General features: G+C 55.9%; 13 protein-coding genes. 5 read left to right on the top strand and 8 right to left on the bottom strand.

Features of this window, described 5'->3' with window-relative positions:
• Positions 1 to 102 precede the first annotated feature (102 nt).
• The 4 genes from KUIN1_RS00170 to KUIN1_RS00155 form a co-directional block, all read right to left on the bottom strand.
• A complete protein-coding gene (locus KUIN1_RS00170; protein WP_003401510.1) occupies positions 103 to 408 on the bottom strand; it encodes a hypothetical protein in 306 nt (101 codons plus the stop codon).
• Between the two features lie 14 nt (positions 409 to 422).
• Positions 423 to 1,373, bottom strand: a complete 951-nt coding sequence (locus tag KUIN1_RS00165; RefSeq protein ID WP_152091760.1) for an RHS repeat domain-containing protein — start codon at positions 1,371 to 1,373, stop codon at positions 423 to 425.
• Positions 1,374 to 1,396: 23 nt separating this feature from the next.
• Positions 1,397 to 5,002: a hypothetical protein gene (locus KUIN1_RS27850; RefSeq protein ID WP_232060006.1), complete on the bottom strand. Its 3,606-nt coding sequence runs from the start codon at positions 5,000 to 5,002 to the stop codon at positions 1,397 to 1,399.
• Between the two features lie 442 nt (positions 5,003 to 5,444).
• Complete coding sequence (locus tag KUIN1_RS00155; RefSeq protein ID WP_152091759.1) at positions 5,445 to 6,395, bottom strand: choline sulfate utilization transcriptional regulator; 951 nt, start codon at positions 6,393 to 6,395, stop codon at positions 5,445 to 5,447.
• Positions 6,396 to 6,508: 113 nt separating this feature from the next.
• On the opposite strand from KUIN1_RS00155, the gene betC reads away from it, so the two are divergent.
• The 4 genes from betC (at position 6,509) to KUIN1_RS00135 (ending at position 11,106) form a co-directional block, all read left to right on the top strand.
• Positions 6,509 to 8,014, top strand: a complete 1,506-nt coding sequence (gene betC, locus KUIN1_RS00150) for a choline-sulfatase (RefSeq protein ID WP_152091758.1) — start codon at positions 6,509 to 6,511, stop codon at positions 8,012 to 8,014.
• Between the two features lie 36 nt (positions 8,015 to 8,050).
• Positions 8,051 to 8,977: a choline ABC transporter substrate-binding protein gene (locus tag KUIN1_RS00145; protein WP_152091757.1), complete on the top strand. Its 927-nt coding sequence runs from the start codon at positions 8,051 to 8,053 to the stop codon at positions 8,975 to 8,977.
• 171 nt (positions 8,978 to 9,148) lie between these two features.
• The gene (locus KUIN1_RS00140) at positions 9,149 to 9,508 is read left to right on the top strand and encodes a hypothetical protein (RefSeq protein WP_152091756.1); all 360 of its coding nucleotides are present in this window, start codon (positions 9,149 to 9,151) and stop codon (positions 9,506 to 9,508) included.
• Between the two features lie 29 nt (positions 9,509 to 9,537).
• Positions 9,538 to 11,106, top strand: coding sequence for a SulP family inorganic anion transporter (locus KUIN1_RS00135; RefSeq protein ID WP_024651201.1), 1,569 nt, complete (start codon positions 9,538 to 9,540; stop codon positions 11,104 to 11,106).
• 185 nt (positions 11,107 to 11,291) lie between these two features.
• Here the strand turns inward: KUIN1_RS00135 and aroE are convergent, their stop codons facing one another.
• Together aroE and hemF are read right to left on the bottom strand one after the other, a co-directional pair.
• On the bottom strand, positions 11,292 to 12,116 hold the full coding sequence (gene aroE / locus KUIN1_RS00130) for a shikimate dehydrogenase (protein WP_152091755.1): 825 nt from the start codon (positions 12,114 to 12,116) through the stop codon (positions 11,292 to 11,294).
• Entirely contained in the window at positions 12,116 to 13,030 is a 915-nt protein-coding gene (gene hemF, locus KUIN1_RS00125; RefSeq protein ID WP_003421541.1) for an oxygen-dependent coproporphyrinogen oxidase, read from the bottom strand. The genes aroE and hemF overlap by 1 nt, the downstream gene beginning before the upstream one ends.
• Before the next feature lie 171 nt (positions 13,031 to 13,201).
• On the opposite strand from hemF, the gene KUIN1_RS00120 reads away from it, so the two are divergent.
• Positions 13,202 to 14,179: an NADPH:quinone reductase gene (locus KUIN1_RS00120; RefSeq protein WP_103713003.1), complete on the top strand. Its 978-nt coding sequence runs from the start codon at positions 13,202 to 13,204 to the stop codon at positions 14,177 to 14,179.
• Positions 14,180 to 14,215: 36 nt separating this feature from the next.
• Here KUIN1_RS00120 and KUIN1_RS00115 read toward each other — a convergent pair whose 3' ends face one another.
• Together KUIN1_RS00115 and dprA are read right to left on the bottom strand one after the other, a co-directional pair.
• Positions 14,216 to 14,773 (bottom strand): L-threonylcarbamoyladenylate synthase, encoded by a 558-nt coding sequence (locus KUIN1_RS00115; protein ID WP_003340101.1) that lies wholly within the window; start codon positions 14,771 to 14,773, stop codon positions 14,216 to 14,218.
• 38 nt (positions 14,774 to 14,811) lie between these two features.
• Positions 14,812 to 15,930, bottom strand: coding sequence for a DNA-processing protein DprA (gene dprA, locus KUIN1_RS00110; RefSeq protein ID WP_024641174.1), 1,119 nt, complete (start codon positions 15,928 to 15,930; stop codon positions 14,812 to 14,814).
• Between the last annotated feature and the right edge of the window lie 36 nt (positions 15,931 to 15,966).

Below are 15,966 nucleotides of genomic sequence, written 5' to 3'. Positions count from 1 at the left end.
TACTCCTCTCGACGCGGTGTAAAAACTCTTAACCCATCTACAGCTAGCAGAGCAAGGCTTATACTTATCCATACAAGCCCATGCATCTTAAACCAAGTAAAGCTAATTCCAGATAACCATAGGAAATCCTGGCCTCAAAAGCTGCATAGCCTCCGGCCCTTGAAATCCATCCGGACTCATATCAACTCTAATTCTTGTTAAACCTTCGAAAACCAACTCAACTTCTTGCTCGTCTTCTGAGACGTTTACAAGTTTTTTCCCACGCAGGCTCTTCACTGTCGAGCCAACAATACGATATGAATTGTTGATATTTAATATGATGCCTTCAGCAAAAGATATTTGAAAGTAGTCATGCACTATACATGCACCTACAACATTAGACCCAACAAGACTGGTAAGTACGCTCATCGCACAACACTCCATTATTTGATTGGAAAATGACTTTTTGAATTTGGCAACGTCCGTCCTGTATAAGGGTCGACACCCTGACCTGACCTATTCTCATATTTAATGTATCCATTTTTATAGCCCGGGCTACTGCCTCTCGGAGGTGTCGGCTGCATAACGCGCATTACATTAACCTGTCCGTTATCGCCACCCCTACCATTAGTGAAAGCAGAACCTGTGACATTCCCTGCAGGATTCACACTAGCCGAAGGGCCCGTCGCATCCTTGGGCACAGGAAAGACAGTCCCGTTGGGTGATATCAAGAAGTCAGGGGCTGCGGATGATGTAGCGTTGTCGACATGCGGACGTATATCGGATGCCCTTTCCAGTCCTCGTGCTCCCTGAATGGCCAAACCTGCTGCTCCAGGTACCATGGGAATCGCAGCGAGTACCCCATCTGCAGCGATACCGACACCATCTAAGGCCGCAGCACCATAATTCCCCTCTTTTACATTCTGATGAAAACTGGCCATCCCCACCGCTAAGCTCATCGTCTCGATAATGAGGTCAGCGTACAAACCGCTAGGATCAGAAAACTTATATGGATTATTATTTGCATAAGCATATCGATTAAAGCTATGCAGATTACTTTCCTGAAAGTCGACCGGATCAGCACCCATGAAGCGACCGAGCAGTGGATCGTAATACCGTGCCCCCATATATGAAAGGCCGCTATTATCGTCAAATACTTTCCCATGAAAGCCAATCTTGTTGCTACTGCTTGGACTCGTTTGGGTTAATTTTTCTCCGTACGGCTTATAGCTCTCTTTCCAGAGTAGATTGCCAGTTTCATCGGTCGCAACCATAGGGCTGCCGGATATATCATTATGAAAATAGGTAACGGTGTTTGCCAAAGCGGCATGAGTCACCACGAGTGCCAGCATCGCGACACTGACTTTGCGAAATAGCTTTTTTATAATTTGCATGGTTCGGTTTCCTTGACACCCGATCATGGGCTTACCTGCTGTGCAATGCGCTGGTCACCCAAATAGAAATACTCGGTTAGCTTGTCTCCCTCGAGTTCCATCCGTAACCTTCCATCGGCATCTTGCATCTCGTATATTTTGTTGCCCGCAGAACTGACGGAACTGCGTTGATTCAAACCATCGTACTGATATTCAACTTTTTTGTCGGGACTCTCGCAGTTAACGCATACAAGATTGGGAACATTATTGTAAAGGTAAGCGTTGTCAGCACTACTGCTGACGTTGCCATAAGCATCGTAGTTTATACTATCAATGCGCTGTCCATCGACAGAAGTCAGGCGGTTTTGTATATCGTAGTTATAGTTCAGGCTTGAATCGCCAAACGTTTTTTGGGTCAAGTTTCCTACACCGTCGTAGGCGAGGGTTCCTACCCCCCAGAAACCATCGGCACTCACCAAACGATCAAGGCTGTCGTAAGCAAGGGTACGGTCCATGCTGTTGTCCACACCGTCCCTGATGGTCAACAAGTTACCCGCACCATCATAGTCGTACATGCTTTTCAGGTAATCGACTCCAGCGGGTGAGGTAATGTTGAAAGAAGCTGGCCAGAGACGACTATTTTGTTCGTAACTGACCGCCGCACCGTTGGCATAGATGACCTGTTTAATCATACCGTTCGGCCAATAAGCAATATTGCTAACGTAGCCCGATACCATTGTGGGCCTGCCTAATACGTCTGGCGCATATTCAACTATGCGACCAGACGGATTATAAGTGAGGCTTTTCAGCCGATCATTTTCATCGTAGCCATAAGAAAGCTCAAACAGCTTACCTTCAATAGAAAGGCTTTCCGTTATGACGAACCCTGCAGGGTTGTATGTAAAGCTTCGAATACCCGTACTGCTGCCCGCTATTAGCAGATTATTTTGTTTATCATAAGTATTTTTGATAGCGGGAGTGCCTTGCGCATAATCGATTGCAGTTTGTCGATTCTGCCCGTCGTATGTGTACGTTGTAATATCTGACTGCCCCACCTGCTTTGAAGTCATATTGCCTGCAATGTCTCGACCGTAGACGGTGTCTCCAGTTTCGGGATTGCTGACCGAGATCAAATAACCATTTGCGTTATAGCCGTAATGGCGTGTGAAATTGCCTTGTGTAACCGACGTCACTTGTTCGCGACCATTTCGAGTCAAGGTTATACTGGCTGTCGGATTCGACGGCTGAAATGACATCAGAGACAATTTTTCGGGGTCGCCATAGCCACGATAGTTATAAGTAGTGGAATTGCCTCGTTCGTCAGTTATGACTTTGTGGGCAAAACCGTAGGCAGTGCTCTGGTAGGTACCGTCCGCATGGGTGATCCGAATGACGCGACCCAGCGCATCATACTGATAACTGGTTCCCATACTTGAGTTAGGGTCTGAAGTAAACGTTACGCGGCCATAGGCATCGTACGCATAGGTGGTTGTTATATCACCTCTAACAATACTGGAGACACGACCAGACAGATCATATTGAGTTATCTCGGACAGATTGCCGCGCAGATTTGTCTTGCTGGTGGGTGTGTATATTATTTTTTGACCAGCGCCTTGCGGCGGAGTGATAGAGGTTACGCGGTTCAACCTGTCGTATTCGTAGTGCGTTGTGTGGCCTTCACCGTTGGTCTCAGAGGTAACATTGCCAGCGTCGTCGACTGCACGCGAAATAGTAATACCCTCTGGCTGAACCTCAGTTTGCGGAGTACCGAGTTTATAATTCATGTAGCTGTAATGACGATCACCCGGGCGAATTTGCGTCGCTTGATTACCTTGCGCGTAGGTATACGCAGTCGCAACACCATCGCGATTGTAATTGATTAGCTTACCGTTCTCATCGTAGATACGATGTACAGAACTATCAGGTGACATCTGATCTATAGGGCGACCTATTATCCATTTATCAGTATTATTATACCAAGTCAGCGTGGTAGTTCGACCATCACTATTAGGACCTGTTTCAGTCAGTATTCCAGGATTGCCATAAGCATCGTAGTTAGAGTAGTGACTACTGTAGGTTGCGCCATCACGGACAAAAGTTCGCTCTTGAAGGTCAGCTGCCCAGATTGTATCGTCCGTGACTACACCGAGTTCAAACACATATTCTCTTCCATGTGAAATAAACCGTTGCTGCCACTTGTATGTTTCATAACTCCCGTCCGGGCGGGTAATTTTAACCGGACTTCCTATACTCCACACGGTATTATTTATAGTGTTTCCATCTGTAGCAATACTGTATCCAGGGCCAATGAACTCATGGATGGTTGTGCCATCCGGCCCGGTGATAACTGTACTATCGTATTGTCCAATATTTCCACGATTATAAGCATAAGCCCAGTGATTTCCGGCTGCATCAATTTTGCGGCTTATACGCTCGAAACGCGACCAGACAAAGCGTCCACCAAGACGGCCTTCTAGATCCACATATGAGTATTCATATGTCGTTTTTCCACCGTTGGGCTGCTCAATCGATATAAGTTTGCGAGCGGCGGCTCTTTGATCATTCGCATAACTTTCATTGGAAACTACTATCTGAAACCATTCTCCAGGGTGATAGGCATACTTCCAGACTTCTCCAGTAGGTCCAGTTACCTGAGCCAGGGCCTGAGAGTTCAGATGGTCTTTCGCGGTATATCCATACTGAACCATGCGCTGATTATTATCGACCAGCGAAAGAAGGCGGCCTGTCGCAGGGTCGTAATTAAAATCAACAGCTCTGCCGTCACTGGACGTTATCCTAGATAAAAGCATATCGGATTTTTCGCAGTTGGCGGCGTCTTCAAGGTTGGCTTGAAGACAGTGGTCAATATAAACACTCCCTGAAATTGGAACGCTTAAAGGGGGGCCAAATTGAGTATAGTCGTAAGCAATCCAGTTACCATTAAGGTCAGTTGCCTTTTTTGTCAGAAAAATAGATTCTGTAAAATCTGGATCTTCGTTAGGAAACGATGTAACTGAAGCACTAAATTTCATATCTACATCGGCACGCCCCATGTCATACCTAATTCCAGATGGTGACGTTAGCGTAAGCACCATTGAATCGCAACGTAAACGCCAATTTGATTTGGTTCTGTCTTCATAAGGTGCAACACGATAAAATTTTTCGCTACTACCATCCGGAAGTCTTAAATTAAATCGGGCACTGGGACGTTCCCCTTGATTGTGACACAACTGAAAAGTTGAGTTCATGTAATAGTTAGGTGTCCCGCTACGATCACGAAGATGATAATTGGTGGCATGATAAATCTTCGGCGCTGCCGCGATTGTCCAACCGGGTCCTAAAGCGGTCCATTCCGTACTTTGCCTATAAGGCGCAGCAAGCCCGGCGGTTAAACGCTGTAGGTCGTAGCTTCGATGAATATTGATATCCATGCCTGCCGTCCCAGGAATACTTAAATCAATATGACTGACTTTGAGATTCCCGGACCAAGGGTCAACGCTGTCAACCGCATTAGAAACCAGCCCACGATTTTTCTTCGGTGCTAAATCATACGGCGTAGACTCTAACTCTTCAGAATGTCCAAGCTGACTTCCCAATAGCGCGCCAAACAGCAAAACTTTCATAATATTGTTTTTCTTTTTTCCAAGCACGTTAAATCCATCCATTATCTTAAATAGTAAAAAGCAAAGCTCATAGCAGCCTTCTACAGCCTTATTGATTTGATATAGATTTTTGGGCCTATGATCACTCGCTGCATGCCGTAAACTGGTCAGTATTGATACGGCATGGGCAAAGCGCTCTATTTAGGAGCACTTAAACTGATCTATAAGTTAAATCTCAAATACTCGCTTTATGCGCTTTTAAGCAAGATCCATGATGATTGAAACTATCAAATCGCGTCACACACGTCTATTTGAGAAAGCCATAACTTAAAGTCATTCCAGATGCAGCCGCCATCTAATACACAACCTAAGTAATACTATATGAGAACAAAAGTAAACCCGCTTACTTCCGTAAAACTTGTAAGAAATTTCCTATCTAACCACTAATTGCTTCGAACTTATATTTAATTCAACCTTGAACACCGCCTCCCTAAACCGCAATCGACGGCAATGGCCTGCCCGTCAGCGAAACCCCGCTCAACGCCTGCTCGCTGGCCAGCCAGTCCACGAACTGCTGAACGATCTGCACGCGGCGTTTGCGCTGGGGCAGGACCACGTAATAGCCCTGACCGGAAATCGCCGCGCCGGCGATAGGGCGGCAGAGCAGGCCTTGATCGAGCAGATCGTCGACCAGGTGCTTCCAGCCGATGGCGATGCCTTGTCCGCCGATGGCCGCCTGGATCAGCAGGGTGTAGTTGTCGAAGCGCAGTTGACCGGGCGCCGGGGCTTGGGGGATGTCCAGTGCGCGAAATACGCCCGCCCAGTCGAACCAGTGGTTGATGCTTTCGCCACGCAGGTGCAGGAGCGGAAAGTCGCGCAGCGCATCGGTGGGCAGCGGCGTCTGGCGCCCGGCGAGCAATTGCGGACTGCACACCGGGAAGACTTCTTCGCTGAACAGCCAGTGGCTTTCTCCCTGTTTGAAGCGCCCGTCACCGAACAGCACGGCAACGTCGATATCGGCGCGTAACATGCTGTGGGTACGCTCGCTGGTGACCAGGCTGACATCCACGTCCGGGTTGACCTTGTGGAAGCGGTGCAGACGCGGCATCAGCCAGTAGGCGGCGAAGGCGAAGTCGGTCGCCACTTGAAGCACTTCGTGCTGGTGGTGTTCGGTGATGGCTATCACTCCGCTGTCGATGGATTGCAGCCCGGCCTGCACATGGCTGAACAACACTTCACCGGCGTCGGTCAATTCGATACCACGGTAGATGCGGTCAAACAGACGGGTAGCGAGTTGCTCTTCGAGGCGCTTGATCTGCTGGCTGACAGCGGGCTGTGTCGTGCCCAGTTCGAGGGCTGCCGCGGTGAAGCTGCGTAAGCGCGCCGCGACCTCAAAGGCACGCAGCAGGTCGAGTGACACATCGCCGAAAGATTCAAACATTAGCTGGGCTTATCCTAGGCATTGCTGTGTAGGGGCTTTACCCTGAAACTTATGGACTCCATCCTCATACCCGGCACTTTCGCATAACTTTTCACAATGGATATAGCGATTACATGAAGCGCAAAAATATTCTGTTCATCATGGCCGATCAAATGGCCGCGCCAATGTTGCCGTTTTACGCCCGGTCCCCGATTCTGATGCCGAACCTGAGCCGTCTCGCCGCCGACGGCGTAGTGTTCGATTCGGCGTACTGCAACAGCCCGCTATGCGCGCCGTCGCGCTTCACCCTGGTCAGCGGCCAGTTGCCAAGCAGGATCGGCGCGTACGACAACGCAGCCGACTTCCCGGCCGATATTCCGACCTATGCCCACTACCTGCGTGCGCTGGGCTACAAGACCGCCCTCGCAGGCAAGATGCATTTCTGCGGACCGGACCAGTTGCATGGCTACGAAGAACGCCTGACCAGTGACATTTACCCGGCCGACTACGGCTGGTCGGTCAACTGGGACGAGCCGGACGTGCGGCCAAGCTGGTATCACAACATGTCATCGGTGTTGCAGGCCGGTCCGTGCATTCGCACCAACCAGCTGGACTTCGATGAAGAGGTGCTGTTCAAGGCCCAGCAATACCTCTACGACCATGTGCGACAGGACGGTGATGCGCCGTTCTGCCTGACCGTTTCCATGACTCACCCTCATGATCCGTACACCATCCCTCTGCCGTTCTGGGACCTGTACGCCGACGACGAAATACCGATGCCCACGCCGCACGCCAATCAGGCCGCGCTGGACCCGCATTCACAACGGCTGCTCAAGGTCTATGACCTGTGGGACAAGCCCATGCCGACCAACAAGATTCGTGATGCTCGCCGCGCCTACTTCGGTGCGTGCAGCTACATCGACCTCAACGTCGGCAAGCTGATGCAGACGCTCGATGAAGTCGGGTTGGCGGAAGACACCATCGTGGTGTTCTCCGGCGATCACGGCGACATGCTGGGCGAAAAGGGCCTCTGGTACAAAATGCACTGGTTCGAAATGGCCGCGCGCGTGCCGCTGGTGGTGTACGCGCCGGGCCAGTTCAAACCGGGAAGGGTCAGTGCGTCGGTGTCGACTGCCGACTTGCTGCCGACCTTCGTCGAAATGGCCAAAGGCAAACTGGACGCCGGTTTGCCATTGGACGGACGCTCGCTGATGCCGCATTTGAAACGCAAGGGCGGGCACGATGAGGTGTTCGGTGAGTACATGGCCGAAGGTACCACCAGCCCGCTGATGATGATCCGCCGTGGCGCGTACAAATTCATCTATTCGGAACAGGACCCGTGCCTGCTGTTCGATGTGAAAAAGGACCCGAAAGAGCAGAAGGACCTGAGCCAGTCACCCGCCCATGAAAAGCTGTTCACTGACTTCCTGGCCGAAGCTCGGGCCAAGTGGGACATCCCGGCGATACACCAACAGGTGCTCGCCAGCCAGCGCAGAAGGCGCTTCGTCGCCAAATCGCTGGCAACCGGCAAGCTGAAGAGTTGGGATCACCAGCCACTGGTCGACGCCAGTCAGCAGTACATGCGCAACCACATTGATCTGGACGATCTGGAGCGCAAGGCACGTTATCCGCAACCTTGACCCTGCCCACACCAAAAAAACCAAAGGGGTACATCAATGAAGAAGTTATCCACAGCCGTTGCGGTCGCGGTCATGACCCTCGGCAGCCTTGCAGCACAGGCAGAGGACGCCAGTTGCAGCACCGTGAAGATGGCCGATCCCGGCTGGAGTGACATTGCGGCCACCAACGCCATTACCAGCGTGGTACTCGAAGGTCTGGGCTACAAGCCCAAGGTCGATACCCTGGCCGTGCCGATCGCCTATGGCGGTTTGAAAGACGGCAAGCTGGATGTGTTTCTGGGCAACTGGATGCCGGCGCAGCAGGGCTTCTACGACAAGTTCGTGGCCATCGGCGATGTGACGCAACTGGCGAAGAACCTGGAGGGCACCGAATTCACCCTGGCCGTGCCGGATTACGTCTGGGATGCCGGTGTGCATGACTTTGCCGACCTGAGCAAATTTGCTGACAAGTTCGACAAGAAGATCTATGGCATCGGTTCTGGCGCGCCTGCCAACCTGTCTTTGCAGGAGATCATCAAGAAGAACGAATTCGATCTGGGCAAATGGAAGCTGGTGGAATCCAGCGAGACCGCGATGCTGGCCGAGGTCAATCGCAACGTGAAGAAAAAGGCCTTTGTGGTGTTCCTCGGCTGGACGCCGCACCCGATGAACGTGCAGATCAAGGGCATGCACTACCTCAAGGGCGGCGAGAAATACTTTGGTGACACCGGCTCGGTCTTTACACTGACCCGCAAAGGTTATGCTCAAGCCTGCCCGAACGTCGGCAAGCTGCTGACCAATCTGAGCTTCACCCTGGACATGGAAAACAGCATCATGGCCGAGGTGGTCAACAAGAAGGTCAGCAACAGCGAGGCGGCAAAGGCCTGGATCAAGGCCAACCCGGCGGTGCTGGAAAAGTGGCTGGAGGGCGTGAAGACGGTTGATGGCAAGGACGGGCTGGCAGCGGTGAAGGCGAAATTGTAGGCCTCGACACTAAACTAAGTAGTGACCCGGCGTCAGGAGTTTCCACTGCGCCGGTTTTTCAGCAATTATTAGCGCTCCGAAGCGTCATTCTGGAATAGCAATAAGGAACCAACGAACGGGGACAAACCACTAGACTGCCGTGCGGCCTATCCGCTAACTCTGGAGAACAGTATGAAAAGGTCACTTATACCCCTCTCGCTGGCCCTGATTCTGAGCGCATCCTTTGCCTCTGCGGGTAGCTGGCCACCAGAAACCAGCGCCAAAGTGCCTGGAAACGCGCTGGAATATCCGACCAAGCTGGAGGCCGTCAATGTCTCTATGGAAGAGATGCTCAACGCAGGAGCAACGGTCGTTTCTTCGTACGTGGCAGACATTGGTCCGGTAGTGACCCTCAAGAACAAGAAACACTATGTTATCTGCATGCTCAGAGGTGCTGGAACCGGGTCAGATACAAACGTCGCCACCTCGAAATGCTACGCCATGAACTACCGTTCGCTCGCGGCTCCGGGCAGAAACGGTCTGACGTCGTGATGCAGTGACCCATCCAACATGAGGGACCGATGCGCTGGCTCAATCGCCATAAATTTCTACCCTTTCTCGCCTGGCTGCCGCAGCAGAATCGCGCCAGCGTCGGGCGTGATGCGCTGGTGGGCCTGAGTGGCGCCATTCTGGCGCTGCCGCAATCCATCGCTTACGCACTGATCGCCGGGCTGCCGCCTGAATACGGTCTGTACGCTGCGATTGTTCCAGTCCTCATTGCCTGTCTGTGGGGTTCGTCCTGGCACCTGATCTGTGGGCCGACCGCGGCTATATCCATCGTGCTATACGCCAGCGTCAGCCCGCTCGCCGTCCCGGCCAGTCAGGACTACATCATGTTGATCCTGCTGCTGACCTTCATCGCCGGTGTGTTTCAGCTGTTGCTGGGGATGATGCGCTTCGGTGCGCTGGTCAATTTCGTTTCGCATTCGGTAGTGCTGGGCTTCACGCTGGGCGCTGCGGTGGTGATTGCGCTGGGGCAGATGCCCAATCTGCTGGGCATCGATCTGCCAAGTCAGACCACCGCGCTAAAAAGCCTGACCGCCGTGCTCGAGCATTGGCGTGAAGTCGATCTGTCTTCGCTGGTGCTCGGCCTGTTAACCCTGGCGCTGGGCATCGGACTCAAGCTTCTGGTGCCTCGCTGGCCGACGCTGTTGATCGCCCTGGTGTCGAGCAGCCTGCTGGTGTGGCTGTGGCCAGCGATGTTCGGCCATGTCCGTGTGGTCAGCGCCTTCGTCGGCCATCTGCCGCCCTTCAGCCCGTTGCCGCTGGACCTCGAACTGATCCTCAAGCTGCTGCCGACCGCCGTGGCGGTGGGCATGCTCGGGCTGGTCAACAGCCTGTCGATTGCCCGCTCGCTGTCGGCTCGTTCGCAGCAGATGCTCAATGCCAATCAGGAAGTGCGTGCCCAGGGGCTGTCGAACATGGTCGGCTCGCTGTTCTCCGGCTACCTGTCAGCCGGGTCTTTTACCCGGGCGGCATTGAGTTACGAGGCTGGTGCGCGCTCGCCGCTGGCGGGTGTGTTTTCTGCGTTGTGGGTGGCATTGTTCGCGGTCGCCGGTGCCTCGTTGATATCGCACATTCCGATCCCGGCCATGGCCGCCTCAATTCTGCTGATCTGTTGGGGGCTGGTGGATCGTCGAGGCATTCGGGCGCTGTTCCGCGTCAGCCGCGCCGAGTTTTTCGTGATGGCGCTGACCTGTCTGGCCACCTTGCTGCTGGAGCTGCAAACCGCGATCTACGCCGGTGTACTTGCCTCGCTGTTTTTCTACCTCAAGCGCACCTCGCAACCGCGCGTCCAGCAATGGCGCGAGGGCGACGAGGAGGTCCTGCGGGTCGGCGGATCGATCTTCTTCGGCGCCAGCCACTACCTGCAAACCCGCCTGCAACGTACCGAAGGTGTGCGAGTGGTGATCGATGCGCAGCAGATCAACTTCATCGATTACTCAGGCGTGGAGATGCTTCATCAGGAGGCCCGACGTCTGGGCCGGCAGGGCAGAGTGCTGGTCCTGCGCAATGCCAGGCCGCAAGTGATCGAAGAGCTGCACAAGCTGGAAGGCGCGGAGAAGTGCCCGATTCTGTTTGAGGATTGAGCTGTAACTCATCGTCGCGACGCTCTGCGTTCTACAAAGGTCCCGATAAGCCCGTAGATTTGGCTTCTGCCCGAAGGGCGTGGGAGCGAAGCGTCGCCCGGTTCGCTTCCACGGCCTTCGGCCAGAATCAAAAGCGGACTTGTGTATAACTCGGAGCATTGGCACGATAGTTCGCAGATAGCCGATCAACCCGCAGCCAGCAATCTGCGCAACTCCGCCAGCACCGGAGTCGACTCCGGACGCACACCGCGCCACAGCAGAAAGGCTTCTGCGGCCTGCTCGACCAGCATGCCCAGACCATCCACCGCCCGCGCCGCGCCGTGCTCGGTGGCCCAACGGCAAAAAGCAGTAGGCTCGTTGCTGTACATCATGTCATAGCAGAAGGTCACTCCCGGCTGGATCAGGCTGGGCGCAATCGGTGGCAGCTCTCCGGCCAGGCTGGCGGAGGTGGCGTTGATGATCACGTCCACCGACTCTTCAAGCCAGTCAAAGCTGCTGGCGAATACCGGCCCGAGGTCGGCGAACTCCTGCGCCAGCCGCTCGGCTTTCTCGACCGTACGATTGGCGATCACCAACGCAGCGGGCTGTTGCGCAAGCAACGGCTCCAGCGCGCCACGCACCGCACCGCCTGCGCCCAGCAACAGAATGCGCTGACCACGCAGGCTGCGCGCGCAATTGACCGTCAGATCACGTACCAGCCCCGCACCGTCAGTGTTATCACCCAGCAGAGTTCCGTCGTCGAGCTTGCTCAGGGTGTTGACCGCCCCGGCGCGCTGCGCACGTTGGGTCAGGCTGTCGGCCAGGCGCCAGGCTTGTTCCTTGAACGGCACCGTGACGTTGGCGCCACGCCCGGCCTGGAAAAACGCCTGGGCAAACGCGGTGAAATCGTCCAGCGGTGCCAGCGAGGTTTGGTAATCCAGCGTTTGCCCGGTTTGCTCGGCAAACAAGCGATGAATCAACGGCGACTTGCTGTGGCCGATGGGATTACCGAAGACGACGTACCGGTCCATCAGTTTTCCGCCAGCCAGTCGCGGTCGGTCAGGAAGTATTCGGTCAGACGCGCTTCTTCGCTGCCCGGCGCGGCCTTCCAGTCATAACCCCAGCGCACTTGCGGCGGCAGCGACATGAGGATCGATTCGGTACGCCCACCCGATTGCAGACCGAACAACGTGCCGCGGTCATACACCAGGTTGAACTCGACGTAGCGACCACGACGGAATTCCTGAAACTCACGCTGCTGCACGGTATAGGCCGCCGCCTTGCGCCGCCGCACGATCGGCAGATAGGCATTGATGAACGCATCACCGATGGCGCGGATGAAGGCGAAGCTGGTGTCGAAATCCCACTGGTTCACGTCATCGAAAAACAGACCACCGATGCCGCGCGGTTCATCGCGATGCTTGAGGTGGAAGTAACTGTCGCACCAGGCCTTGTAGCGCGGGTAGACATCGTCGCCGAAGGGCGCACAGGCGCGCTCGGCAACCCGGTGCCAGTGCACGCAGTCTTCCTCGACGCCGTAATAGGGCGTCAGGTCGAAACCGCCACCGAACCACCAGACGGCCTCTTCACCTTCTTTCTCGGCAATGAAGAAGCGCACGTTGGCGTGGGACGTCGGCACATGCGGGTTGTGCGGATGGATCACCAGCGAAACGCCCAGCGCCTCGAAACCACGCCCGGCCAGTTCAGGCCGATGAGCGCTGGCAGACGGCGGCAGATTGCTGCCGAAAACATGGGAAAAATTGACACCGCCTTTCTCGATGACCGTGCCATTCTCGATCACCCGCGTGCGACCACCGCCGCCCGCCGGACGCGTCCAGGCATCTTCCATGAAGTGTGCGCTGCCATCTTCCTGTTCAAGCGCAGTGCAGATACGGTCTTGCAGGTCGAGCAGGTAGGCTTTTACGGCCTCGGTACGGGTACTCATGAGGATCCCTTACGGCTGACGTCAAACGGCTGAGCCCCCGCAGCAAAAGAGGCGCAGGCAAATTGGCGCGTAGCATACCATCGGCGGCGCGGGCTGGCAGTTGACGAAGGTCCGGGGAAGGAGTCCGATGGGGGCTTTCGCAGCTTGTTTTAACCATCAAGGAGAGAGCACATGGCAAAGCGTATCCAGTTCAGCACTGTCGGAGGACCCGAGGTTCTTGAATATGTCGATTTCGAGCCGCAGGCTCCGGGGCCGCAGGCGGTGGTGGTGCGTAACAAGGCCATTGGCCTGAATTTCATCGATACCTATTACCGCAGCGGGCTGTATCCGGCGCCGTCGCTGCCTTCCGGCCTCGGTGCAGAAGGGGCGGGGGTGGTCGAGGCGGTGGGGGCCGAGGTGACGCGCTTCAAGGTCGGTGATCGTGTCGCTTACGGCACCGGGCCGCTGGGGGCGTACAGCGAAGTGCACGTGCTGCCTGAAGCGAATCTGGTCAAGCTGGCGGACTCGATCAGTTTCGAGCAGGCCGCAGCCCTGATGCTCAAGGGCCTGACGGTGCAGTATCTGCTGCGTCAGACCTATCAGGTGAAGCCGGGCGAGATCATTCTGTTTCATGCCGCCGCAGGCGGGGTGGGCTCGCTGGCCTGTCAATGGGTCAAGGCCCTGGGCGGCAAACTGATCGGCACGGTCAGTTCGCCGGAGAAGGCCGCTCACGCCAAGGCGCTTGGAGCCTGGGAAACCATCGATTACAGCCACGAAGATGTCGCCAGCCGCGTGCTGGAACTGACCGACGGCAAGAAATGCCCGGTGGTCTACGACGGGGTAGGCCAGGACACCTGGCTGACGTCACTTGACTGTGTGGCACCACGCGGGCTGGTGGTGAGCTTCGGCAATGCCTCCGGGCCGGTCTCGGGCGTGAATCTCGGGATTCTGGCGCAAAAGGGTTCGGTGTATGTCACCCGCCCGACGCTGGGCTCTTACGCCAACAATGCGCAGAACCTGCAGGCCATGGCTGACGAGCTGTTCGACATGCTCGCCAGCGGCAAGCTCAAGGTCGACGGCATTCAGCAGTACGCCCTGAAGGACGCCGCCAGGGCGCAGACCGAGCTGTCGGCCCGGCGCACCACTGGCTCGACCATTCTGATCCCTTGATCGTCTACCACTGAACCCGCGCTGTGTGCGCCAGCGTCAGCCGGCGCGCACGATCTGCGCGGTGGCGATGTCACGTATCACGCTGGGGTTTCGACGCCCGCCCAGGCTGCCGCCGAGAACCCCGTCGATCTGCCCACGGAAGTACTGCTCGACGCGCAATCTCGAACGCGCAGCCGGGCGACCCGCAGGGTTGGCCGAAGTGGAGATCAACGGACCGACCAGCGCGCACAGTTCACGCACGGTCGGGTGATCGGTAACACGCAGCGCCACAGTTTCGTGAATGCCGGTGATCCACTCGGGCAGCAGGTTCTGATGCGGTACCAGCCAGGTGTTGGGCCCAGGCCAGGTGCTGGCCATGCGGTCGAGCCACAATTCGGGGAAGTCTTCGAACAGGAAGTCGAACTGGCGAATGTTGTCGGCAATCAGGATCAGGCCTTTTTCCACCGGCCGTGACTTGATCGCCAGCAGACGATAGACCGCTTCTTCATCCCACGGATCGCACCCCAGCCCCCAGACTGCCTCGGTCGGGTAGGCAATCACCGCACCGGCTCGAATATCCTGAGCGGCTTGTTGCACTCGCCAACTGCTGACCATTGTTTGTCTCTCCACTGAATCCTGGCGGCAGTTTAACCTCAGGGCGCTCTGGCGAACCATCGTCCTGCTTCACAGCTTATGCGTCCGTCCAGTTCCAGCTCGGTCAGGCCAGCCAATACCTTGGGCAATGGCCAACCGCATGACACCGACAGCCCCTCGCTGGTGTGCGGTGCGGCGTGCAGCAGCGCCAATAAAGGATGATCGCAAGGGGCAGGCTTCGCCGGCGTGACAGGATCGATGTCGGGCGTAACACGTTTCCAGTGCTGCAAGCCTTCAAGAATGTGCTCGACGGTCTCGACCAGTGTCGCGCCGTCACGTATCAACTGATGACAGCCCTTGGCGCCAGGGTGATGAATCGAGCCAGGTATCGCATACACCTCTCGTCCATGCTCGGCGGCCAGTCGCGCGGTAATCAACGAGCCGCTGGCGACACTGGCCTCGACCACCAGTATGCCCAGCGACAGGCCGCTGATGATTCGGTTACGTCGCGGGAAGTTGCTGGCCTGCGGTTCGGCGTCCAGCGGGAACTCGGAAATCACTGCGCCGCCCTGTGCCGCGATCTGCGCTGCGAGCGCGCGATGCTGCTGTGGATAAAGTTTTTCGAGCCCGGTGCCAAGCACGCCGATTGTAAGCCCCCCGACATCCAATGCGCCCTGATGCGCGGCGCCGTCAATACCCCGCGCCAGGCCACTGGTGATCACAAAACCGGCAGCCGCCAGGCTGCGCGCAAAAGCGCTGGCGGTGTCCAGCCCGGGTCGTGAAGCGCGACGACTGCCGACCATTCCCAACTGCGGACGCTCCAGGATCGAAGGGTCGCCGGCAATGAAGATCAGCGGCGGTGGATCAGCGATCTGCGCCAGCAATGCGGGGTAGCCAGGGTCGTCCCACATCAGCAAATGCTGGGCCGGACGCTCCAGCCAGGCCAATGCGGCACTGGCGCCATCACGTACGGAGGAGTCACGACGCGCCTCGGCACAGGCACTAGGAATACCCAGCGCACGCCATGCGCTGGCCGGCGCACTGAGCGCCGACGAGGCCGAACCGAAGGCTTCGATCAGTCTGGAAAAGCGTTTCGGCCCTATCTCGGGCAAGCGGTGCATGCGCAAACGCGCTTCCAGCTCTGCAGGTGAAGAGGGGGCATTTTCGAACAATGGCATGAGATCGTCCCTGATCCATCGTGCATCCTGAGGGCT

The sequence above is a fragment of the Pseudomonas sp. KUIN-1 genome (assembly GCF_009176725.1).
Lineage (GTDB): Bacteria > Pseudomonadota > Gammaproteobacteria > Pseudomonadales > Pseudomonadaceae > Aquipseudomonas > Aquipseudomonas fragariae.
The sequence above is the reverse complement of the archived record's forward strand: the minus strand, read 5'-3'. Positions and strand labels throughout refer to the sequence as shown.